This window comes from Morganella sp. BCCO 40_0007 (genome assembly GCF_032989665.1).
In the GTDB taxonomy this organism is placed as follows: domain Bacteria; phylum Pseudomonadota; class Gammaproteobacteria; order Enterobacterales; family Enterobacteriaceae; genus Morganella; species Morganella sibonii.
The window spans coordinates 78,007-101,239 of sequence record NZ_JAVBIN010000004.1 but is presented as its reverse complement, the minus strand read 5'-3'; the positions used below and the strand labels follow the sequence as shown (position 1 = coordinate 101,239).

The 23,233-nt window shown below is 51.6% G+C and carries 19 protein-coding genes; 12 read left to right on the top strand and 7 right to left on the bottom strand.

The genetic code is table 11. The features are described from left to right. Nucleotides 1-34: 34 nt before the first annotated feature. Nucleotides 35-622 carry a fimbrial protein gene (locus R5268_RS06235; RefSeq protein ID WP_046895012.1) on the bottom strand — a complete coding sequence of 196 codons (588 nt, stop codon included), beginning with the start codon at nucleotides 620-622 and terminating at the stop codon, nucleotides 35-37. Nucleotides 623-1,253: 631 nt separating this feature from the next. On the opposite strand from R5268_RS06235, the gene R5268_RS06230 reads away from it, so the two are divergent. The 4 genes from R5268_RS06230 (at nucleotide 1,254) to R5268_RS06215 (ending at nucleotide 5,141) form a co-directional block, all read left to right on the top strand. Next, nucleotides 1,254-2,087, top strand: a complete 834-nt coding sequence (locus R5268_RS06230; RefSeq protein WP_025151537.1) for an ABC transporter substrate-binding protein — start codon at nucleotides 1,254-1,256, stop codon at nucleotides 2,085-2,087. Between the two features lie 77 nt (nucleotides 2,088-2,164). Next, nucleotides 2,165-2,902, top strand: coding sequence for an amino acid ABC transporter permease (locus R5268_RS06225; protein WP_046895010.1), 738 nt, complete (start codon nucleotides 2,165-2,167; stop codon nucleotides 2,900-2,902). A gap of 1 nt (nucleotide 2,903) precedes the next feature. Then, on the top strand, nucleotides 2,904-3,677 hold the full coding sequence (locus tag R5268_RS06220; RefSeq protein ID WP_317419007.1) for an amino acid ABC transporter permease: 774 nt from the start codon (nucleotides 2,904-2,906) through the stop codon (nucleotides 3,675-3,677). Nucleotides 3,678-3,806: 129 nt separating this feature from the next. Then, nucleotides 3,807-5,141: an NCS2 family permease gene (locus R5268_RS06215; protein ID WP_046895008.1), complete on the top strand. Its 1,335-nt coding sequence runs from the start codon at nucleotides 3,807-3,809 to the stop codon at nucleotides 5,139-5,141. Nucleotides 5,142-5,207: 66 nt separating this feature from the next. Here the strand turns inward: R5268_RS06215 and R5268_RS06210 are convergent, their stop codons facing one another. Continuing rightward, nucleotides 5,208-6,680: a glycosyltransferase family 39 protein gene (locus R5268_RS06210; protein ID WP_317419008.1), complete on the bottom strand. Its 1,473-nt coding sequence runs from the start codon at nucleotides 6,678-6,680 to the stop codon at nucleotides 5,208-5,210. Nucleotides 6,681-6,896: 216 nt separating this feature from the next. On the opposite strand from R5268_RS06210, the gene yihI reads away from it, so the two are divergent. From yihI to hemN, 3 genes are all read left to right on the top strand, one after another. Continuing rightward, nucleotides 6,897-7,400 carry a Der GTPase-activating protein YihI gene (yihI, locus tag R5268_RS06205; RefSeq protein WP_218454898.1) on the top strand — a complete coding sequence of 168 codons (504 nt, stop codon included), beginning with the start codon at nucleotides 6,897-6,899 and terminating at the stop codon, nucleotides 7,398-7,400. 263 nt (nucleotides 7,401-7,663) lie between these two features. Beyond that, nucleotides 7,664-7,942: a SemiSWEET family transporter gene (locus tag R5268_RS06200; RefSeq protein ID WP_046895005.1), complete on the top strand. Its 279-nt coding sequence runs from the start codon at nucleotides 7,664-7,666 to the stop codon at nucleotides 7,940-7,942. A gap of 151 nt (nucleotides 7,943-8,093) precedes the next feature. After that, nucleotides 8,094-9,464 (top strand): oxygen-independent coproporphyrinogen III oxidase, encoded by a 1,371-nt coding sequence (gene hemN, locus R5268_RS06195; RefSeq protein ID WP_317419009.1) that lies wholly within the window; start codon nucleotides 8,094-8,096, stop codon nucleotides 9,462-9,464. Here hemN and glnG read toward each other — a convergent pair. From glnG to glnA, 3 genes are all read right to left on the bottom strand, one after another. Further along, a complete protein-coding gene (gene glnG, locus R5268_RS06190; protein ID WP_317419010.1) occupies nucleotides 9,461-10,915 on the bottom strand; it encodes a nitrogen regulation protein NR(I) in 1,455 nt (484 codons plus the stop codon). The genes hemN and glnG overlap by 4 nt on opposite strands. 18 nt (nucleotides 10,916-10,933) lie before the next feature. Beyond that, entirely contained in the window at nucleotides 10,934-11,983 is a 1,050-nt protein-coding gene (gene glnL / locus R5268_RS06185) for a nitrogen regulation protein NR(II) (RefSeq protein WP_046895002.1), read from the bottom strand. A 153-nt stretch (nucleotides 11,984-12,136) separates the two neighbouring features. Further along, nucleotides 12,137-13,546, bottom strand: coding sequence for a glutamate--ammonia ligase (gene glnA, locus R5268_RS06180; protein WP_107679900.1), 1,410 nt, complete (start codon nucleotides 13,544-13,546; stop codon nucleotides 12,137-12,139). Nucleotides 13,547-14,108: 562 nt separating this feature from the next. Here glnA and typA point away from each other — a divergent pair. From typA to fabY, 4 genes are all read left to right on the top strand, one after another. After that, on the top strand, nucleotides 14,109-15,929 hold the full coding sequence (gene typA, locus R5268_RS06175; protein ID WP_107679901.1) for a ribosome-dependent GTPase TypA: 1,821 nt from the start codon (nucleotides 14,109-14,111) through the stop codon (nucleotides 15,927-15,929). A gap of 221 nt (nucleotides 15,930-16,150) precedes the next feature. Next, a complete protein-coding gene (gene yihX / locus R5268_RS06170) occupies nucleotides 16,151-16,768 on the top strand; it encodes a glucose-1-phosphatase (RefSeq protein WP_107679902.1) in 618 nt (205 codons plus the stop codon). 33 nt (nucleotides 16,769-16,801) lie between these two features. Next, entirely contained in the window at nucleotides 16,802-17,239 is a 438-nt protein-coding gene (dtd, locus tag R5268_RS06165; RefSeq protein ID WP_032098009.1) for a D-aminoacyl-tRNA deacylase, read from the top strand. A gap of 50 nt (nucleotides 17,240-17,289) precedes the next feature. Then, complete coding sequence (fabY, locus tag R5268_RS06160) at nucleotides 17,290-18,207, top strand: fatty acid biosynthesis protein FabY (protein WP_046891891.1); 918 nt, start codon at nucleotides 17,290-17,292, stop codon at nucleotides 18,205-18,207. Nucleotides 18,208-18,442: 235 nt separating this feature from the next. Here fabY and R5268_RS06155 read toward each other — a convergent pair whose 3' ends face one another. After that, nucleotides 18,443-20,203: a hypothetical protein gene (locus R5268_RS06155; protein ID WP_317419011.1), complete on the bottom strand. Its 1,761-nt coding sequence runs from the start codon at nucleotides 20,201-20,203 to the stop codon at nucleotides 18,443-18,445. A gap of 129 nt (nucleotides 20,204-20,332) precedes the next feature. After that, nucleotides 20,333-21,718 carry a uracil-xanthine permease family protein gene (locus R5268_RS06150; RefSeq protein WP_317419012.1) on the bottom strand — a complete coding sequence of 462 codons (1,386 nt, stop codon included), beginning with the start codon at nucleotides 21,716-21,718 and terminating at the stop codon, nucleotides 20,333-20,335. 241 nt (nucleotides 21,719-21,959) lie between these two features. Here R5268_RS06150 and gltS point away from each other — a divergent pair, with 241 nt between their 5' ends. After that, nucleotides 21,960-23,192: a sodium/glutamate symporter gene (gene gltS, locus R5268_RS06145; protein WP_046891894.1), complete on the top strand. Its 1,233-nt coding sequence runs from the start codon at nucleotides 21,960-21,962 to the stop codon at nucleotides 23,190-23,192. The last annotated feature ends 41 nt before the right edge of the window (nucleotides 23,193-23,233 follow it).

Genomic DNA, 23,233 nt, shown 5'->3' with positions numbered 1-23,233 from the left:
AGGCTTTTTGACAAGCCTGACTGTCTGACAATGGTTATAAATAAGAGACTGTATAAATCACGTTGGAATGTACAGGCCCGACTTTTGCAGGAGATGTATTGGTTTTGTAATAACTGGCAATTAATGTCACCTGATCCGATGCCGGTGCCGTTTTATCGCCTTTCACTCCGGTGTCATACGCCGCATTCAGTGAAAGTGCCACTGACGGTGCGGTTGTTGACGATAAACTGAACCCGACATTTTTCGCGACAGCCGGGTCCCCTTCATTAACAGTATCGTTAATCAGGTAATTCCCGGTTGACGATATATTATTGGGGGATGCGAAATGTATTTTCAGGTTACTTCCGGGCGGGACTGATGCGGGTGCACAATCAGAGAACGTCATGGTAAATGCTTTCTGATTTTTGGTAATGACGGTATTTGCCGTCACGCCGGCATCGGTTACGGTAATCGGATCTAATAATACGGCGAAGTCGGCGCTGTTGCCTCCGTTAATAGTACAGGTAGTATCACTGATAGCACCTGTGATGTTAATAATACCGCCTGCTGCTGTTATTGCAGACGCGGAGCCTGAAAAAAGAGCGGCAGAAACTACTGCTGTAATAAGCGTTTTCTTTAACATGGTTAACTCCGGTAAAAATAAGATACCAGACTGACAAAAATAAGCGTCTATTTTTGCGGTTTTTCATTTAAAGAGACTATGTGGATTAGTCTCTTTAAATCTAGAATCACCAGGTATATTTACCAGTACTTAATTTTGTATTTTACAGATATGTGATTATTATCAAATTTTATAAATTTTTATTTTTCTGTCCTGTATTTTTTTTATAAATTTGTATCCGTTTTTTACTTTGGTTGTGCCGGAAAGATAAATATACAAATAATAAGATGTGATTATTTATTAATGGGTTGCAAATAAATAATTTCTCTATGATATTAATTTTAATTAAATAGAATGTTGGTTGTTAAGTATCTCTTATCGGGAACAGGAAATATTTCAATGGAGAAAATAACGCATGATTTTATTTCAAAAAATAATCATAAATAATGTAATTAGTTTTTTTGATAAAAGTATATGAATTAAAGATAATGGCTTGTTATTACGGACGCAGCATCTGCTCTTATGTTCATCTTAGAACAATCAGTTATGGAATTATTCTTTCTTAGTATTTCAGGAACTAAGCAGGAGTTGGTAGCGTGAGAGTGTGATTTACACAAATTGACGTTTTCCGTGACTGATTCCAGGGGTGTGTATGAAACCGACATTATTTGTTCCGGCTCTGCTTGCCGGTTTAGCGTTAGTAAGTGGTACCGCACAGGCGGATAAGCTTGATGATATTCAGAAAGCCGGTGTGATCCGTATTTCGGTTTTTGACAGCAACCCGCCGTTCGGATTTATCGACCCGCAGACCAAAAAACTGGCCGGTTATGATGTGGATATTGCGCAGGCTGTCGCGGATGACCTGGGTGTTAAACTGGAGCTGCGCCCGACCAACCCGGCAAACCGTATTCCGCTGCTGGTCTCCGGCAAAGTGGATTTAATCGGGGCGAACTTCACCATTACGGATGAGCGCGCCAAACAGGTGGATTTCTCCATTCCTGATTTTCAGACCGGACAGAAATTTATCGCCCGCAAAGGTGTGCTGAAAACGCCGGAAGATGTAGCCAAACTGCGCATCGGTGCGGATAAAGGTACCGTTCAGGAAGTGACGCTGCGCGAGAAATATCCGGGTACCAAAGTGATTTCTTATGATGATACCCCACTGGCGTTCGCCGCGCTGCGTAATGGTAACGTTGATGCTATCACGCAGGATGATGCCAAACTGGTCGGGCTGCTGGGTAACCTGCCGGAGTCAGTAAAAGCAGAATTTGAACTCTCACCGTTCAGCCTGACCCGTGAATATCAGGCGCTGGCCGCACCGAAAGGGGAAACCCGTCTGGTGGAAGCTGTGAATAAAACCCTGCTGAAACTCGAAAGTGAGGGTAAATCACAGCAGATTTATAACCAGTGGTTTGGTCCGGGTACCAAAGCGGAACAGCCACGCGGTGAATTTAAGTTTGCACCGCTGGCTGACCAGCCGAAGTAATGTGATTGTATTATCTGATTCAGGCCTCACTCCGGTGAGGCTTCCTGCATTTCTGCGGTAACAGACGGGATTAGCGGATGTTTGAGCAATTTATAAGTACGCACTTACTTGCGCCGGAATATCTGGAATGGCTGGGGCAGGGGTTTGTAATCACCCTGCTTATCGCATTCTGGACAATTCTCGCGGCGACACTGCTCGGTTTTCTGCTTGTGGCCGGGCGGGACAGTCAGTTTGCACCGACCCGCTGGTTAGTCAGTGCTTACACCAGTGTATTCCGTAACACGCCGCTGCTGGTACAGCTGTTTTTCTGGTATTTCGCCTCCGGGGAAATTCTGCCGCAGGCGCTGAAAATCTGGCTGAATACGCCGCATGAGATTGAACTGGCCGGGCTGACACTCGCCTGGCCGTCATTTGAATTTATCGCCGGGTGGTTCGGGCTGACGCTCTACTCCGCACCGTTTATTGCGGAAGAACTGCGGGCGGGCATTGCCGGTACCGGGCGTCAGCAGAAATCAGCGGCGCTGGCGCTCGGGCTGACGCCGTGGCAGTCCATGCGGTATGTGGTGCTGCCGCAGGCGGTCAGAATCGCCATGCCGCCGCTGCTCGGCCAATATATGAATGTGGTGAAAAACTCGTCCCTGACCATGGCGATCGGTGTGGCTGAGCTCTCTTATGCCTCGCGTCAGGTAGAAAGTCAGTCCTTACAAACTTTTGAAGCTTTCGGCGTCGCGACGATCCTCTATATCGCCATTATCGCTGTGATGGAAGCATTCGGACAGTGGCGGACACAGCGGGCTCTGGCACGGGGGTATTAAGATGGATTTTTCTGTAATTCGTGATAACTGGGAATATCTGCTGTTTGGTACTTTTCCTGACGGACCGCTGGAAGGTGCGGCACTGACGCTGGTGATCAGCCTGATTGCGGGGGCCATTTCCGTGGTGCTGGGGACTATCGGCGGGGTGATGCTGGCGATGCTGCGCGGCTGGTGGGTGAACCTGTTTGCCGCATTTCTCGGTTTTTTCCGTGCTATTCCCATCATTATGCTGATATTTTGGGTCTATTTCCTGCTGCCAATCGCGTTCGGCGTGGATGTGCCGGAAATCACCACGGTGGTCTGTGCGCTGGCGCTGGTCACCTCGGCCTATATCGCTCATGGCGTGAAGGCCGGTATTCTGGCTATCGGTAAAGGGCAGTGGCAGGCGGGTATGTCTCTCGGCTTCAGCCGGTGGGAAGTGCTGTGGCATATCGTGTTACCGCAGGCGCTGCGGATGATGATCCCGTCCTTTATTAATCAGTGGATTGCGCTGATTAAAGACACCTCGCTGGCCTATATTGTCGGTGTGGGGGAACTGTCGTTTCTTGCGACTCAGGTCAATAACCGCAGTATGGTGTATCCGACAGAGATTTTCCTGTTTGTCGCCTTTATCTATTTTGTGATGTGTTCCGGGCTGGAACTGGGCGCAAATGCCCTGATGCACCGTTATTCATTGCAGCGGCAGCCCCGTCAGTCATGGCTCGCCCGTCTGTTTGGCCGCGGCAGGGAGAAACCGGTACAGTTGTCAGAAAAACCGGCTGCCTGTACATCATAAGTTTGATCAGTGACAATCCCGGTACAGTTAATGGCCGGGATTTTCCCGCAATGAAACGCAAACGTTTTCTTTTTGAAAATGATGCGGTAGGATAAGCCGAAAAAAACAAATTTCCGGGACTCCTTATTCATGACTACTCCGACTTCCGGCACTGATCCTCATCAGGGCCTGCTCCAGCGCGTGTTTAAATTACAGGAACACGGCACAACTGTCCGCACAGAAATTATTGCCGGGCTGACCACGTTCCTCACCATGGTGTATATCATCTTTGTAAACCCGCAAATCCTCTCGTTCGCCGGGATGGATATCAAAGCGGTGTTTGTCACCACCTGTCTGATTGCGGCCATCGGCAGTATCGGGATGGGGTTATTTGCTAACCTGCCGGTGGCGGTTGCGCCGGCGATGGGGCTGAATGCCTTCTTTGCCTTTGTGGTGGTGGGTGCAATGCATTACTCCTGGGAAGTGGCGATGGGCGCGATTTTCTGGGGGGCGGTCGGGCTGTTTATCCTGACCCTGCTGCGCATCCGTTACTGGCTGATTGCGCATATCCCGCTGGGCCTGCGGGTGGGGATCACCAGCGGTATCGGGCTGTTTATCGCCATGATGGGGCTGAAAAACGCCGGTATTATTGTGCCGAACGCGGATACGCTGGTGACTATCGGTAAGTTTACCGATCACGGTGTGGTGCTGGGCGCACTGGGCTTCTTTATTATCGCCATTCTGGCTGCGCGTAATATCCACGCGGCTGTACTGGTGTCAATCGTGGTGACCACCTCCATCGGGCTTTTCCTCGGCGATGTCACCTATAAGGGCATATTTGATGTGCCGCCGGGAATTACTTCTGTGGTCGGTCATGTGGATATCATGGGCGCGCTGGATTTATCCCTCGCCGGGATTATCTTCTCGTTTATGCTGGTGAACCTGTTTGACTCCTCCGGAACCCTGATCGGTGTGACAGATAAAGCCGGGCTGGCGGATGAGAAAGGCCGTTTCCCGAACATGAAAAAAGCGCTGTATGTGGACAGTATCAGCTCCGTCGCCGGCTCTGCGATGGGGACATCTTCCGTGACCGCATTTATTGAAAGTACTTCCGGGGTTTCTGTCGGCGGACGTACCGGTCTGACCGCCATTGTGGTCGGTCTGCTGTTCCTCGCGGCGATCTTTATTTCACCGCTGGCAGCGATGGTTCCTGCTTATGCGACTGCCGGAGCGCTGATTTATGTCGGCGTTCTGATGACTTCCAGCCTGGTGCGCGTGAACTGGAATGATCTGACCGAATCGGTTCCGGCGTTTGTGACCGCCGTGATGATGCCGTTCAGTTTCTCTATCACTGAAGGGATTGCATTAGGGTTTATCGCTTACTGCGCCATGAAGCTGGGCACCGGCCGCTGGCGTGAGCTGAACCTGTGTGTGGTGGTGGTGTCACTGCTGTTTATTCTGAAGATGGTATTTGTGGACGCCTGATTCAGGCCGTCAGTCAGATGTGAAAAAACCGCGCGGTGATACCGGCGCGGTTTTTTTGTCTCTGTTTTAGCGGGCGGGATACACAATCCCCAGACAGACGGCTTCTTCTTTTGCGCCGGGCTGTGACTGATATACGACCTGTTTCCGCTTCGCGATAACCAGATCCGGCCAGTCTTCCAGCGCGCCGGTAAACGGCTCATCCGCGCAGGTGCTGTTCGCTTTGCCGATCAGCAGGGCACCGTCCCGGCGGATATCCTCACGGGTGACATGCAGGTTATAAATATTGGTTGCCCGGTAGGTATGGCCAAACTCATTGATCCACGGCTGGATAGTTTCCGGCTGGTGCTTACCGTAAAAGGTCAGCCACTCATGCAGGTATTCCCCGCCGGTATATTTCAGCGGTTTTCCGGTTTCCTGCTCCCACCAGGTTTCCGCCTCCGCAGTAAAGATTTTCAGCCCGATATTTTTCTGTCCGGCATCGCGGATATTGAGACTCATCACTGTGGCATAGCCTGCGATAACGATAACCGCAAAGGCTATCAGCCCGTTCATCACGTTTTTCAGCGGTTTTACCGGCGGTGTTACCACCGAGCAGATCAGCGCGGGGATGCTGAGCAGGACAAAAGGCTGTAACCACTCGGTAATGCGTCCGCCTTTATGGAAGGTGAACCAGATATAAATTACGGCGAGCGGTGCCAGAATCATAATATTGATAAGCCGTTTTGCCTGTTCTTTTGGCCAGCCGAAACGGCCGCCTTTAAGACGGATAATGACGGCAATAATGATCAGCGGATAAAAAACCGTGAACAGTGAACCGGTGGTTTTCAGGGTTAAACCGGTTTTAATTTGTGAACCGACCCATTTAAAGGCGGCAAAATCATTGTTAACCAGCCAGATAACATTCGGAATGACCAGAGCAAACCAGAGGGCGATAGCGGCATAAAACCAGGGCGAGCGGTAACTTTCCCGCGCTTTCGGCACAAACAAGGTAAACAGAAAGACCATACCGACCAGCGCCAGGGTGGAATATTTGCCCATGGTGGCAAGCCCCGACGTCAGTGCAAAACCCATCCACCAGGCGGGATTGTCATAAACGGCACGGACAAAAAAGTACAGCACCCATGGCCAGAAGGTGACCAGGATATAGTTATCATTATAAGGAATTAAATCAAAATTAATGATCCCCGACAGATTCAGTGACAGCAGTGCCAGCCAGGCAAAATCAGTACGCTGTGTGAGGCGGTGTGTCAGATACCACACGCCGGCCATACCGATCCCGATGCCGGTAAAATGAATGAAATACCAGTAGAAATCGGCGGCAATCAGATCAGGGAAGGCGATGACCGGATACATCAGCATGCCGACCAGCCACGGGTTTTTCGGCGCACCCCATTCACCGGTTTTTCCCCAGTTGAGGGCTTCTACTGCATCATACGGTACTGTCGGATCGAATCTGTAACTGATAATAATCCAGAGCGTGACATAAGCTGCGACCCAAAACCAGACGGGGCGGTGTGACGTTTGTTGTGAAAAGTGCATAATTCTATATCTTGGTTAAAATAATAGCTGTGTTCATTATTCACCCGGAGGCGAAATGATAGATCGTTTTGACGGAAATCAGGGTAAACTAGCCGCCAGCGAATCACTGTCATGGCTGCGGGTAACCCGGAAGCCGTGAATATAGTTTTGTACTGTTCATTTACGTGGTAAATGTTAACACAAATTAATCAGTTAATTTTTAAGCGAGTAAGGTATATGGCCGCTATTTCAAAAAAACCATCCCGGTCACGGACACCCAAAAAAAGCCGTGAGGAGCTCAACGCGGAAGGCCGTGAACGTAAACGGCAGAAAAAGCACCGCGGTAATCCGTCCGGTGCCCGTCAGCAGGATGATGCCCGCAAGACCGGCCGTGGTACGGATAATGCGGTTGCTGATCCGCGTATCGGCAGTAAAAAACCGGTTCCGCTGATTGCTGAAGGCAGAACCTCTGTCAAACCGGCGGTAAAAAAACCGGCTGAGCCGCTCAAAGCCGGATTGTCTCCGGAAGAAGAGCTGGTAAAACTCGAGAACGACGAGCGTCTCGATGCATTACTGCAGCGTCTTGAGAACAATGAAACCCTGACCGCAGAAGAAAATACTTACGTCGATACCATGCTTGAACGTATCGATGCGCTGATGGAAAAACTCGGTATTTCTCTTGATGAAGATGATGATGAAGAGAAAACCGATGACATCATGCAACTGCTGAAAGGGCGCTGATCTTCCGTTATTCCGCTGAAACCGGCGGTACTGCATTAAAACCGGCGTAACAGGCGACTGTTATGCCGGTTTTCTTATATTCAGCCTACGTGTTTGCCGTGTTATCTGCCTTAATAGCGGATTAAATACCGGCATTAAGGCGGTTATCTGCAATATCAGAGCGGTTTTTCTGTGACGGCACGAGCAGATATATTATTGAAAATAATAAATAATTCTGAAGAATAATGCAAAGTTATGCTGATACGGTTCTCCGGGAGATTCCAATGAGTAATACACAACGTCAGCCGCATGATCACAGCCGCTTTATCCGCTGCCTTGGCTGGGTGGCAACCTTTACAGCATTCTGTATGTATGTCTCGTATATTCCTCAGATAATGGACAATCTGGCGGGGCATAAAACATCCCCGTTACAGCCGCTGGCTGCCGCATTTAACTGTACACTCTGGGTGATTTACGGCATTAAAGTGAAAGATCTGCCGGTGGCGGTCGCCAATGCGCCCGGTGTTCTGTTCGGATTAGCGGCGATGCTGACGGCTCTGTAGTAATGTCACCGGATCAAGTGATGTACACCGGATTGTCTGTCTGTGGTGTGATCATATTAATCGGGCGGCAGATCCGATAAACTGTGCGGCACACTAAACCGTCAGAGAACGGAAACATATTAATTCTGCAAAGGTGAGCAAAGGGGAGAGCATGTCTGACGCGATCATCTGGGATCTGGCATTGATCCGGAAATATAACTATTCCGGTCCGCGATACACGTCGTATCCGACTGCACTGGAATTTAATCAGCAGTACAGTGACAGTGATTTTATCGCCTCGGCACACCGCTATCCGCAGCGCCCGTTGTCGTTATATGTGCATATCCCGTTCTGCCATAAATTATGCTATTTCTGCGGCTGTAATAAATTAGTCACCCGGCAGAAGCATAAGGCGGATGAATATCTGGCTGTGCTGGAGAAAGAGATCGCCGCCCGTGCCCCGTTATTTGCCGGGCGCGAAGTGCATCAGATGCACTGGGGCGGTGGCACGCCGACCTATCTCGATAAAGCGCAGATCAGCCGTCTGACCGGTATGTTGCGTCAGCATTTTGATTTTGCGGCGGATGCCGAGCTTTCTATTGAAATCGACCCGCGTGAAATAGAACTGGATGTTATCGACCATCTGCGGGCGGAAGGATTTAACCGCCTGAGTATGGGTGTGCAGGATTTCAATAAAGAAGTACAGCGCCTGGTCAACCGCGAGCAGGATGAAGCCACGATTTTTGCCCTGGTGGAGCGTGCCCGTGAAACCGGGTTTGAATCCGTCAGTATCGACCTGATATACGGCCTGCCGAAACAGACCCCGGAGAGCTTTGCGTTTACCCTGAAACGGGTGGCGGAGCTGTCACCGGATCGCCTGAGTGTCTTTAACTATGCTCATCTGCCGAACCTGTTTGCCGCCCAGCGGAAAATCAAAGATGAAGACCTGCCGTCCGCAGAGCAGAAACTGACGATTTTACAGCAGACGATTGAAAGCCTGACCGGCAGCGGCTATCAGTTTATCGGGATGGATCACTTTGCCAAACCGGATGATGAACTGGCTATCGCTCAGAATAACGGCATTCTGCACCGCAATTTTCAGGGGTATACCACCCATGAAGAGTGTGATTTGCTGGGCTTTGGCGTCTCTGCGATTAGCATGCTGGGTGATCACTATGCCCAGAACCAGAAAGACCTGAAAACCTGGTATGCACAGGTGGAAGAGTACGGCAACGGATTGTGCCGCGGGCTGGTGCTGACGGAAGAGGATTGCCTGCGCCGTGATGTGATTAAGGCGCTGATCTGTAATTTCCGCCTGGATTATGCGCAGATTGAAAAACAGTACAATCTGAATTTTAAAACCCATTTCGCCGAAGATCTGCAATTATTGCAGCCGATGGCCGATGACGGGCTGGTTGAGATCCGCGATGATGCTCTGGTGGTCACGCTGCGCGGACGTCTGCTTATCCGTAATATCTGTATGTGTTTTGATACTTACCTGCGTAACCAGATGCGGCAGCGTCAGTTCTCCCGCGTGATTTAATCTGCTTCCGGGGTTGATGCGGTGTCATCAATCCCGGCCTCTTTCAGTTTCCGTGTCAGTGTATTACGCCCCCAGCCCAGCAGACGGGCGGCATCCTGTTTGTGTCCGTTGCTGTAATTCAGTGCGCACTGCAACAGGGTGCGCTCAAACAGCGGCAGGGCATCCGCCAGCAAATCTGTTTTTCCGGCCTGTAACTGTGCATCCGCCCACTGTGCCAGCTGTTTATCCCAGTTGCCGGCAGCCGGGCCATAACTGTTTTCATAACAGATTTGCTCTCCGGCAGCGGTCATTGTCAGGTCAGCAGGCAGATCCTGCGGCAGCACTTCCTGAGTGGCGGACATCACGGTCAGCCAGCGGCAGACGTTTTCCAGCTGGCGGACGTTACCGGACCACCGTAGCTGCATCAGTAATTTTTCCGTATCCGGATGCAGTGTTTTCGCTTCGGTTCCCAGCTCTTTTGCTGTTTTTTGCAGAAAATGACGTGTCAGACGCGGAATATCCCCCGGCCGTTCCCGCAGCGGCGGTAACTGTATGCGGATAACATTCAGGCGGTGAAACAGATCTTCGCGGAATTTACCTTCTGTTACCAGCCGTTCCAGATCCTGGTGAGTCGCGGCAATAATCCGGACATCCACTTTCACCGGTGCATAACCGCCGACACGGTAAAACTGGCCTTCTGCCAGCACGCGCAGCAGCCGGGTCTGAATATCGAGCGGCATATCACCGATTTCATCGAGAAACAGCGAGCCGCCGTCAGCCTGCTCAAAACGCCCCTGACGTACCTGTAAGGCACCGGTAAACGCCCCTTTTTCATGGCCGAAGAGTTCTGATTCAATCAGGTCTTTCGGGATCGCTGCCATATTGAGAGCAATAAACGGCGCGTCCGCACGCGGGCTGTGGTGGTGCAGAGCGTGAGCCACCAGCTCTTTCCCGGTCCCGGATTCACCGTTAATCAGCACACTGATGGAGGAGCGGGATAACCGGCCTATCACCCGGTACACTTCCTGCATTGCCGGGGATTCCCCGATAATGCCGGAAACCGGATCAGCAGTGACTTCCTGCCGTACCGGCAGATGCTGTTCCCGGTAATGTTCCAGAGCACGGGCGACCAGCGTGACGGCATCATCAATATCAAAGGGTTTCGGCAGATAATCAAACGCACCCTGCTGGTACGCATTTACCGCGGCATCCAGGTCGGAATGGGCGGTCATGATAATTACCGGCAGCAGGGGGTTATGCTGTTTGACCGCCGCCAGCAGGGACAATCCGTCCATGCCCGGCATCCGGATATCGGAGATCAGCACGTCCGGCTGCCCGCTGTTCAGCGCCGCCAGGGCATTTTCAGCACTGTCAAAACAGAGACAGGTATAACCGGCGCTGTTCAGTGCCCGTTCAAGCACCCAGCGGATCGCGCTGTCATCATCAACGACCCAGATTTTTCCCGGCTGCATATGACCTCCTCAACAGGCTTACTGACGGATTGGCAGATAAAGTGAAAATAAGGTATGACCCGGCCAGCTGCTGAATTCAATTTTGCCGTTATGCTGATCGATCAGATTACGGGCAATGGATAAACCCAGCCCGGAGCCGCCTTCACGGCCGCTGACCATCGGGTAAAACAGGGTATCCAGGATATGCGGCGGAATTCCCGGGCCGTTGTCTTCAATATCAATTCTGGCTGCCAGCCGGTAGCGCTCGCCGTGCAGCATCACCTGGAATGCAGTGCGGGTACGCAGAATAATCGTGCCCCCTGAGGCGTGCAGGGCTTCCAGGGCATTACGCATAATATTGAGGATAACCTGTTCGATCTGGTCGGGATAATGCGATAACTCCGGCAAACTGGGATCATAATCTTTGACCAGCGTGATATTGTCCGGCTTTTCCAGGTTGATAAGCTGAAAGACCCGCTCCGCCACATGGTGAATGCTCTGCATACTTTTCCGGCCCGGATGCTGGGGGCCAAGAAGGCGATCAACCAGCGCCCGCAGGCGATCAGCCTGTTCGATAATAACCTGTGTGTATTCCTGAAGTGACGGGTCCGGTAACGCGCGGGATAACAGCTGTGCGGCACCGCGCAGTCCGCCGAGCGGATTTTTGATTTCGTGAGCCAGTCCGCGCACCAGATCACGGGCAGCGGCCTGTTGCGCCTGCTGTAACTGTTCCTGGGTAATGCGCCGGTGACTGTCGAGAGGGGTCAGTTCCAGCAGAATAAAATTCCCGGATACCGGCTGTGCACTCAGGGACAGTGCATGCATCTGATTATTTACCACCAGGGTCACATCGTTGTCAGTAAAACTGTGGCCTTCTGCCAGTGCGGACTGAAAGGCAGCGGTATCGAGGGAAAGGTAACTGTATAAAATAGGGAGCGGTGTGCCGGTGAGTTTACGGGCACTCTGGGCGAATAACTGCATAGCCGACTGATTGGCGTAGCGGATAATCAGGTCATTATCCAGCAGCAGGACACAGTTAATCAGTGAATCAAGGAGTTGTTCCGCCTGCGGTCTGTTATCCGGGTTCATTGTCATCCACCTCTTTGCACCAATTTGGTGCATTGTAGCGTATTTACCCCGCAGGAGAAAAGGACCCGCCCAACGGCGGGTCAAGTGCTTCACGGCAACAAAATAAACCGGAACCTGTCACTCTGTGTGCCTCATTCTGAGGCACAATCAGAATCACACGCTGTAATACATATCAAATTCAACCGGATGCGGAGTCATATTCAGGCGCTGAACATCAGCACGCAGCAGGTCGATATAGGTGTTAATCGCATCTTCGGTAAATACACCGCCACGGGTTAAGAATTCGTGGTCAGCAGCCAGTGCATCCAGTGCATCACCGAGAGATGGTGCGACTGTCGGGATTTCTTTTGCTTCTTCCGGCGGCAGGTCATACAGGTTTTTGTCCATTGCATCACCCGGATGAATTTTATTGATGATGCCATCCAGACCGGCCATCAGCTGTGCGGCAAAGGCCAGGTACGGGTTAGCTGCCGGGTCCGGGAAGCGGACTTCAATACGGCGGGCTTTCGCGCTGGACACAATCGGAATACGGATTGAAGCCGAACGGTTACGCGCAGAGTATGCCAGCATCACCGGTGCTTCATAGCCCGGCACCAGACGCTTGTAAGAGTTGGTGGTCGGGTTGGTAAAGGCATTCAGGGCACGGGCGTGTTTGATGATCCCGCCGATGTAATAGAGCGCCATTTCTGACAGACCGGCATATTTATCCCCGGAGAACAGGTTAACGCCGTCTTTTGACAGAGACATATGGCAGTGCATACCGGAGCCGTTATCGCCGATCAGCGGTTTTGGCATAAAGGTTGCGGTTTTACCGTAGCGGTGCGCCACATTCTGCACCACGTATTTGTACATCTGGGTTTCATCCGCTTTCAGTGTCATGGTATTGAAGCGGGTGGCGATTTCGTTCTGGCCGGCAGTACCGACTTCATGGTGATGCGCTTCAACGACCAGGCCCATCTCTTCCATAACCAGGCACATTTCAGAACGCAGATCCTGTGAGGAATCGACCGGCGGCAGCGGGAAGTAACCACCTTTCACACGCGGACGGTGACCCTTGTTGCCTTCCGGATAGACAGTACCGGTGTTCCAGGCCGCTTCGATATCATTGATATGATAGTAAGCGCCGGAGATATCCGCACCGAAACGGATGTCATCAAACAGGAAAAACTCAGGTTCAGGCCCGAACAGGACGGTATCCGCAATACCGCTGGTGCGCAGGAAATCTTCGGCACGTTTGGCGATAGAGCGCGGGTCGCGGTCATAACCCTGCATGGTGTTCGGCTCTAAGACATCACAGCGCAGAACCAGTGTCGGGACTTCAAAGAACGGGTCGATCAGGGCGGATTCCGCGATCGGCATCAGTACCATGTCGGATTCGTTGATGCCTTTCCAGCCGGCCATTGAGGAACCGTCAAACATTTTTCCGTCTTCGAAGAAATCTTCATCTACCTGATGAGCAGGGATCGATACATGCTGTTCCTTGCCTTTGGTATCGGTAAAGCGTAAGTCCACGAATTTAACGTTGTGCTCTTCCATCATGGTCAATACATGTTCAACAGACATATTCAGATCTCCTGGTTTGGGATGTTCCGTCAATCCTCTGGTGGTCACCCGGAGGGACACTGATTGCGGTTCTCACATTGCTTGATAAATATAAAGCGAAAAGCGTGCCAACTTTTTTAAAAGGGGGTAAACCGCGTTACTGCAGCGTATTACTCAAATAAGGATAGCGGAAATGCCGTAAATTGCACCATATTGGTGCGTTTCTGATTCTGTCTGTGAGATGGTAGTGCACCAATGTGGTGCAATCAGGCCGGCCCGCTTGTTTCCCGGCCGCAAACGCAAAAAAAGTATCTCTTTTATCCTGAATAGGTTTATGATATGCCCCTCTGAATTCGTCGCTGAGCGTGGTATGCGCCGCTGATTTTGTAAAAAAATGGCAGGATGGATTTTATCTCTATGTTTTATAATCATTTATTTTTTAAGTGAGATGTATCACACTTCTTTCACTTGCCTCAGAGAACGTGTAAAATACCACCAAACATCTACACCATAGATGGGCGTTGTTGAAAAGAATGCTATCTGTGACGTAATTCCCATCCATTAACGAAAACGGTACAAGTCTTTGTCTATCGAGAAATTAAGAAATATTGCCATCATCGCTCACGTTGACCATGGCAAGACCACGCTGGTCGATAAATTATTACAGCAGTCCGGTACGTTTGATGAGCGTTCAAAACCGGAAGAGCGTGTAATGGACTCCGGCGATCTGGAAAGAGAGCGCGGCATTACTATTCTGGCAAAAAATACCGCGATTACGTGGAACGACTATCACATCAACATCGTTGACACCCCGGGGCACGCCGATTTCGGTGGTGAAGTAGAACGTGTGATGTCCATGGTTGACAGCGTACTGCTGCTGGTGGATGCGATGGACGGTCCTATGCCGCAGACCCGCTTTGTAACGCAGAAAGCGTTTGCAAACGGCCTGAAACCAATCGTTGTTATCAACAAAATTGACCGTCCGGGTGCACGTCCTGACTGGGTTATCGACCAGGTGTTTGACCTGTTTGACAACCTCGGCGCAACCGACGAGCAGCTCGACTTCCCGATCATTTACGCATCTGCGCTGAATGGTATCGCGGGTACCGATTATAACGATATGGCGGATGACATGACCCCGCTGTACGAAGCGATCGTGAAATATGTTGAGCCGCCTCAGGTTGACCTCGACGGCCCGTTCCAGATGCAGATCTCCCAGCTCGATTACAACAACTATTTAGGTGTTATCGGGATTGGCCGCATCAAGCGCGGTAAAGTCAAACCAAACCAGCAGGTAACTATTATTGATGCGGAAGGTAAAACCCGTAACGCTAAAATCGGTAAAGTGCTGAGCCATTTAGGTCTGGATCGTATCGAATCTGAAATCGCGGAAGCCGGTGATATCATCGCACTGACCGGTCTGGGCGAACTGAATATCTCCGATACTATCTGTGACACCGGTTGTGTTGAAGCATTAACACCACTGGCCGTTGATGAACCAACCGTCAGCATGTATTTCTGCGTTAACACCTCTCCGTTCTGCGGAAAAGAAGGGAAATACGTGACTTCCCGTCAGATCCTTGACCGCCTGAAGAAAGAACTGGTTCACAACGTGGCACTGCGTGTTGAAGAAACTGAAGACCCGGATGCATTCCGTGTATCAGGCCGTGGTGAGCTGCACTTATCTGTTCTGATCGAAAACATGCGCCGTGAAGGTTTTGAGCTGGCGGTATCCCGTCCGCGCGTTATCTTCCGTACTATCGATGGCCGTAAACAAGAGCCGTTCGAGCAGGTGACTCTGGATATCGAAGAGCAGCATCAGGGTGACGTTATGCGCGCACTCGGTGAGCGTAAAGGCGAACTGAGTAACATGATGCCGGATGGTAAAGGCCGCGTACGCCTGGATTACAGCATCCCGAGCCGTGGTCTGATCGGTTTCCGTACTGAATTCATGACCATGACTTCCGGTACCGGTTTACTGTATGCCACATTCAGTCACTATGATGATGTTAAACAGGGTGAAATCGGCCGCCGTCAGAACGGTGTGATGATTTCCAACGGCCAGGGTAAAGCAGTTGCTTATGCACTGTACAGCCTGCAGGATCGCGGTAAGCTGTTTGTCGGTCACGGTACTGAAGTGTATGAAGGCCAGCTGATCGGTATTCACTCACGTTCAAACGACCTGACAGTTAACTGCCTGACCGGTAAGAAACTGACCAACATGCGTGCGTCCGGTACAGATGAAGCGACCACACTGACTCCGTTTATCGAGAAAACCCTGGAACAGGCGTTAGAATTTATCGATGACGACGAATTAGTGGAAGTTACGCCGAAGTCTATCCGTCTGCGTAAACGCCACCTGACTGAAAACGACCGCAAACGCGCACACCGCAGCAAAGATTAATCTCTGCCGGTTGTTTTGATTCATGCCACTCAGGGCGCCTCCGGGCGCCCTGAGCTTTTTCTGTCTGCCGTTACATACCGGTCACAGACTGATAACTGCACTGAAATATGGGCGGCGATCGCAGTCCCGGATATTTTTTCTCACCGAAAACGGTTTTCACTCTGTTCAGGAAGAGAGTCTGCGGGTAGAGTAAAAATAATTCATCAACCCGGAGGGATGGTATGCTTTATATCTTTGACATGGGTAATGTCATTATTGATATTGATTTTAAACGTGTTTTATCAGTCTGGAGTAATCTGAGCGGCAAGCCGCTGTCTGAACTGAGCAGTGATTTTATTCACGGCGAAACCTTTAAACAGCATGAATGCGGCAAAATTTCCGATGTTGAATTTGCCGAAGCCATTAATGATGAGCTGGGAATGTCGCTGAGTTTCGATGAGTTTGCCGAAGGCTGGCAGGCTATCTTTATCTCTGTCCGCCCTGAAGTGATTGATATCATGAACAGGCTGCGTGAGCAGGGGCACCGCGTGGTGGTACTCTCTAACACCAATCGTCTGCATCAGGATTACTGGCCGCAGCACTATCCGGAAATCGCCGCTTCCGCCGATTTTCTGTATCTTTCCCAGGATCTGGGGCTGCGCAAGCCGGACCCGGATATTTATCAGTATGTGCTTGAAACCGAAGAGTTTGAACCGCAGGACGTCGTGTTCTTCGATGATGTCCGTGAGAACGTGGATGCGGCAACGGAACTCGGTATCAAAGGCGTGTTTGTTACTGATCGCGATACTGTCTCCCGTTATTTTGCAGAATATGATTTTTCCGCAGAAGTGACTGAATAATTCAGATTTGATTGTTTTTTAAACGGATATGACATGATTGCATTAATACAGCGTGTGACCCGCGCGGATGTCCGGATCGCCGGGGAAGTTGCCGGTGAAATCGGTCCCGGATTACTGGTTCTGCTGGGTGTTGAGCGGGATGATGACGAACAGAAATCGAAACGCCTCAGTGAGAAAGTGATGGGTTACCGCATTTTCAGTGATGCGGACGGAAAAATGAACCTGAATGTGGCGCAGTCCGGCGGTCAGCTGCTGGTGGTGTCACAATTTACGTTAGCAGCAGAAACACAAAAAGGAATGCGCCCGGGATTTTCAAACGGCGCGGCACCGGAAAAAGCCAATGCCTTATATGAGCACTTTGTGGCACAGTGCCGGGCAGCAGGAATGGTGACGGAAACAGGCCGGTTTGCGGCAGACATGCAGGTCAGTCTGACAAACGATGGTCCGGTCACTTTCTGGCTGCAGGTATGATACAACAGTCTCAGGCCGGTCACCGGTTACCACTGACAGGAGAAAGTGCAATGTATCATTTACGGGTACCCAAAACCGATCAGGAGCTGGAAAGCTATTTTCATTTCCGCTGGGCGATGCTGCGCAAACCGCTGAATCAGCCGCAGGGGTCGGAAAAGGACGGCTATGATACCTATGCACATCATCAGATGGTGGTGGATGAAACCGGGCAGCCTGTGGCTGTCGGCCGTTTGTATATCAATGCAGAAAATGAAGGCGCGATCCGCTTTCTGGCTGTTGATCCGCAGATGCAGGGACGCGGGTTCGGAACACTGATTGCACGCGCACTGGAGTCAGTGGCCCGTCAGGAGGGTGTGAAGCGGATTGTGTGCAGTGCCCGTGAGGAAGCGGTCGCATTTTTTGAAAAATCAGGTTTTGAAAACAGAGGACCGATTACAGGCCCGCAAACGACGCCTGTTCGTCATTTTTTTATGATTAAATCCGTTGAAACCCTCGATGCGATTCTGCATCGCCCCGACTGGTGTGCTGAGTTACAGAAAGCATGGTATGAAACCATCCCCCTGAGTGAAAAGATGGGGATTCGTATTACGCAGTATACCGGTCAGAAATTTATGACCACCATGCCGGAAGGCCCGAATCAGAATCTGCATCAGACAATTTTTGCAGGCAGCCAGTTTTCTATGGCGACACTGACCGGCTGGGGACTTATCTGGCTGCTGTTACAGGAAAATTCACTGGACGGCGATATCGTGCTGGTGGATGCCAACATCCGTTACCGCAAAGCAGTGGCAGGCCGGCCGGAGGCGATTGCTTCCCGCGATAAACTCAGCGGTGACCTGGATCGCCTGGCGCGCGGCAGTAAGGCGCGGATTAAGCTGGAAGTGACCGTCGGACAGGGCGATGAGGTCGGGGCGGTCTTTACCGGCACTTATATGGTGTTGCCCGGACAGAAACACAGTGCGGAGTAACGGATAAAACAGCGTCTTACGACGCTGTTGATCGAATTTGTCAGATCCGGGATGCTCTGATAACAGGCAAAACGAAAAGACGCTGTAAACACATCCCTGTGCGCTCGGATCGCGCCATCCATGGCGCTTACGCTTTTCGTTTGCTTGCCTGTTATCATCACGGTACATAACCCGCCATGTTACCGATAAAGAAAAACAGCGCCTTACGGCGCTGTTTCTGTATCAGCAGGTGCTGCTAAATTTCCCCGGTTTCGCTGTTATCCGGGATCACCCGCTGTGCAGGCGGGGCAGAAGGCACCGGCTCTGCGGATACCGGGGCGTTATCCATCTGCCCCTGCGTGATAGCCCGGTTTATCTGATTCCCCTGTTTATCCTGTCCGGAGAGCATACCGCTCAGTGTACTGCGGATATCTTCTGTCCGCAGTTGTCCGTTCAGGTGCAGTGTGTAATTGGCACTGCCGGAGAGCGGAGCAGGCTGCCAGCCCCATTGTGACAGGATCTGGCTGTCAGCTCCGGTAGCCTGTAATGCGAAACGGAAAGGCGCAGTACCGGACGGGGTGACCTGAAACTGCATTTTCAGCAGTCCCTCTCCGGCGGAAGCCGCAAATTGTGTGGTTGCCGCACTGTCCGCCCCGGCGGTCAGTGTCAGATACGGACGGTGCAGTTCGACGCGGTTAAAGGTGGCATTGCCCGCACTGACCGACAGTTCGCCGTCCCATAGTCCCCACTGGCCGGATTTCAGGATCTGCATCGTTTTGATGTAGCCGTTCACATTGGTGAGCTGGAACGGGAAAATCGCTTGTGTATCAATCAGCAGGGCATTGGAGACTTTTATATCCTGTAAGCGGATAGTATCAATCCCCTGCGGGGCCGCTTCCTGCAATGCAGAGAACCACTGTTCCGGGAAGCTGTACAGCAGATTGTCGGTAACACCGCTGGTGATATCGAGTGTCCGGGTGGCGCGGTTCCAGTTCCCGGTAAAACGCAGAATACTCTTGTCATAGCGGCCGGTCAGGCGGTTGACGTCAATCTGATCGCCGCGCAGTTCCAGCGTGCTGATAATGTCAGAAAAATGCTGCCCGCTGAGTGTCAGATCCGCTGCGGCGATATCTGCCTGTCCGTTGTCCGTCTGCCAGCGTCCCTGTTTAAAGGCCAGATTTTTGATCGTGCCTTCCAGATAGTTTACCGCCCACTGATGGCCTTCAAGTTTAATATTGGTGGCAGTGATATTTTTGGCCTGAATATCCGGCAGACTTTCTGTACTGTCTGCCAATTGTGTCAGAGACTGAGGTGTCTGCCAGCGTATGTCATTGAGCAGCAGAGTATCAAGCTGCCACTGACCTTCGGCGCTGCGGCGGCCGGTCGCAGTGATCAGCCCGTTTTCCAGGGTGGCGGTCAGGTTATCAAACGTGAATTGTTTTCCGCTGACCTCACCCTGCGTCAGGATATTTTTCAGCGGCAGGCCGTAGTAATTCAGGCCGTTAGCGGAAAACTGATATTTGCCGTTACCGGTCAGGTCACTACCCTGCGGCTGCCACGGGGTGATACCTCCGGTGACGCCCTCTGCATCAATACTGCGGTTGCCGTCGGTGCGGCGGACATTTGTCTGATTGAGCTGTAACAGCCCGGCACTGACCGGCAGAGTGCCGCTGTCAGCAGCATCAGAAATTTCGATATCCCCTTTCTGCACAATAATGCGGGCAAACCAGCCGGGTTCAGAGAAACTGCGCCAGTCCAGCGTCAGCTCAACATTGGCTGCTTCCAGGGCAAAATCCCCCGATACTGTGCTGATACTGATATCACTGAGTGAAATAAGGGAAGGGGAGGAGAGCGAGTGACTTATCGCAGAAAGTGACACCTTGTAGCGTGTATTGTCACTGATAAGGGCTGAAATCTGTTTTGTGCCCCATGATGTCTGCACCACAAGGGCAGTGGCAACGATAAGAATAATGACCAGTGTTATCAGCCAGAAAACAGCCCGTCCCAACCATTTCATAATGCGCTCCCGAGAGATAATCCTGAGGGCATACTAGCGTGAGGCTCTTTACGGTGACAAGGATTATCGCGGTTTTTCCGCACAGAGCAGCACGCGTGACCGTTTCCGGTCACGCGGTTAAACAGATGATTATTTCTCCGGCGGAAAAATCAGATTCAGGGCAATCGCGGTCAGGCCGCCCGCCGCAATTCCGGAAGAGAGCAGGGTTTTCAGCCAGTCCGGTGCAAATTGCAGGATCAGCGGCTGCTGGGAAACACCCATGCCGACAGCCAGTGACAGCGAGATAATCATAATCGCCCGGCGGTTCAGGGTTTCGCGTGAGACAATCCGCACACCGGATGCCGCAATCGTACCGAACATGACAATGGTGGCTCCGCCGAGTACCGGTTCCGGAATGTGCTGTACAAATCCGGCGACGGCCGGGAACAGCCCCAGTATGATCAGCATCAGCGACACAACATAACCGACATAGCGGCTGGCAACGCCGGTCAGCTGGATCACCCCGTTATTCTGCCCGAAACAGGAGTTCGGAAAGGTATTAAAGACCGCAGACAGGGCGGAGTTCAGTCCGTTTGCCAGCACACCGCCTTTCAGGCGCTTCATGTAGAGCGGGCCGGATACCGGTTGTTCGGAGACGTCGGACGTCGCGGTGATATCACCGATGGTTTCCAGCGAGGTCACCATAAAGATCAGGATCAGCGGCAGCAGCAGGTTCCAGTCGATGGATAAGCCGTAATAGAGCGGGGCCGGGATCACCACCACTTCCTCCGGGATTTCCGCATGGTTATCCGGCAGCATACCCATCCACCAGGCAGCAAGATAGCCTGCTGTCATCGCCAGCACCAGAGAGGCGACACGCAGATACGGGTTTTTCTGGCGGTTAAGCAGCACAATCACCGCCAGCACAATACCGGCGAGGATCAGATTATTAGCAGAGCCGAAGGTGTTATCCGCCATGGCGCCATAACCGCCGCCGATGGAGGTCAGCCCGACCTGAATCAGCGACAGCCCGATAATCATCACCACCACACCGGAAACCAGCGGCGTGATAATGCGGCGCGCCAGATGCAGAAAACGGGAGAGGATAACTTCTGTCATGGCCGCCAGCATCAGAGTGCCGAACAGTGCAGCCATCATCCCTTCGGTATCCACACCATTATTTTTCAGCGCCATACCGCCCATAATCAGCGGGGCCACAAAGTTAAAGCTGGTGCCCTGGATAGAAAGCAGCCCGGAACCGACCGGCCCCCAGGTGCGGATTTGCAGCAGTGATGCCAGTCCGGAAGCGAACAGTGACATACTGATAATCCGCTGGGTGTCGTGGGCGGAAAGGCCGAGCGCCTGGGCGATAAGCAACCCCGGTGTAATCACCGCCACAAACATCGCCAGCAGATGCTGACAGGCGGCAAAGAGCGTCTGCGGCAGCGGCGGACGATCTTCCAGCCGGTAGATGAGTTCACTATTTGTGTTAGTTGCGGGATTTACACTGGTTTTATCAGAAATTGCAGAGTTCATATCAACAGGTCCGGGATAAGCAATTACCGTATTTTAATGATCCGGGGCACAAAAGCAATCGTTTGCGCCGATGAGATGTTATTTTTTATAGCGGAATATAATCACAGTTTTATTTATTTTAACTTGTCTTTATCCGCTTTTTTTTCTTTAATCCGGATACCTGCTTTTTCTTTTTGCGTAACAGGGACGTTATTAACGCGATATTGATGTAACAAATACCAACAATAAAAGGGGTACGTGAATGTATCAACTCGACGTTTACGGCACGCTGGTTGCGGCCACACTCGTCCTATTACTGGGACGTAAACTCGTAAAAACTGTACCATTCCTCGAAAAGTATACAATTCCTGAACCTGTGGCCGGTGGTCTTCTGGTTGCGATCGTATTATTGGGGTTCAAATCCGGTATGGATCTGGAAGTGAAATTTGATGATTCACTCAAAGACCCGCTGATGCTGGCTTTCTTTGCCACCATCGGCTTAAACGCCAACTTAGCCAGCCTTAAGGCGGGCGGCAGAACGTTATTTATCTTTGTGATTGCGGTTGTGGGTTTACTGATTGTGCAGAACTCAGTCGGTATCTCTCTGGCAAAAATGATGGGGCTTGATCCGCTGATTGGTTTGCTGGCCGGTTCTATCACACTCTCCGGTGGTCATGGTACCGGGGCTGCATGGGGTAAAATTTTCAGCGACAGCTATGGTTTCAGCTCCGCAACAGAAATCGCGATTGCCTGCGCAACCTTTGGTCTGGTGCTCGGCGGCCTGATTGGTGGTCCGGTAGCCCGTTTCCTGATCAAAAAAACGGCCATGAGCGATGTGAAATTACAGGATGATGAAGCACCGACCGCGTTTGAAAAACCGCAGGCCGGACGCATGATCACTTCAATGGTTCTGCTTGAAACAATTGCACTGATTGCTATCTGTTTACTGGCGGGAACGTATCTGTATGGTGTTCTGACGGATTTCTTCACGTCAATGCAGTGGAAGTTCCAGATCCCGGCATTTGTGTGTGTTCTGTTTATCGGGGTTATCCTGAGCAACAGTCTGTCACTGATGGGCTTTTACCGTGTGTTTGAGCGGGCGGTGTCGGTACTGGGTAACGTCAGTCTGTCACTGTTCCTGGCGATGGCACTGATGAGCCTGAAACTGTGGGAAATTGCCTCTCTGGCGGTACCGATGCTGGTAATCCTGGCAGTACAGACTATCGTGATGGCGTTGTATGCTGTCTTCGTCACTTACCGTGTGATGGGCAAAAATTATGATGCGGCGGTTCTGGCGGCCGGTCACTGTGGTTTCGGGATGGGGGCCACACCAACCGCGATTGCCAACATGCAGGCAGTGACAGATCGTTTCGGTCCTTCCCATGTGGCTTTCCTGGTGGTACCGATGGTGGGGGCGTTCTTCCTCGATCTGATTAACGCACTGGTTATCCCGTTCTTCCTGGCATTACCTATCTTCCCGGTTGCGGGCGGGTAACAAACAACGCTTAAGCAGGCAAGCCACCTTCCGGGGTGGCT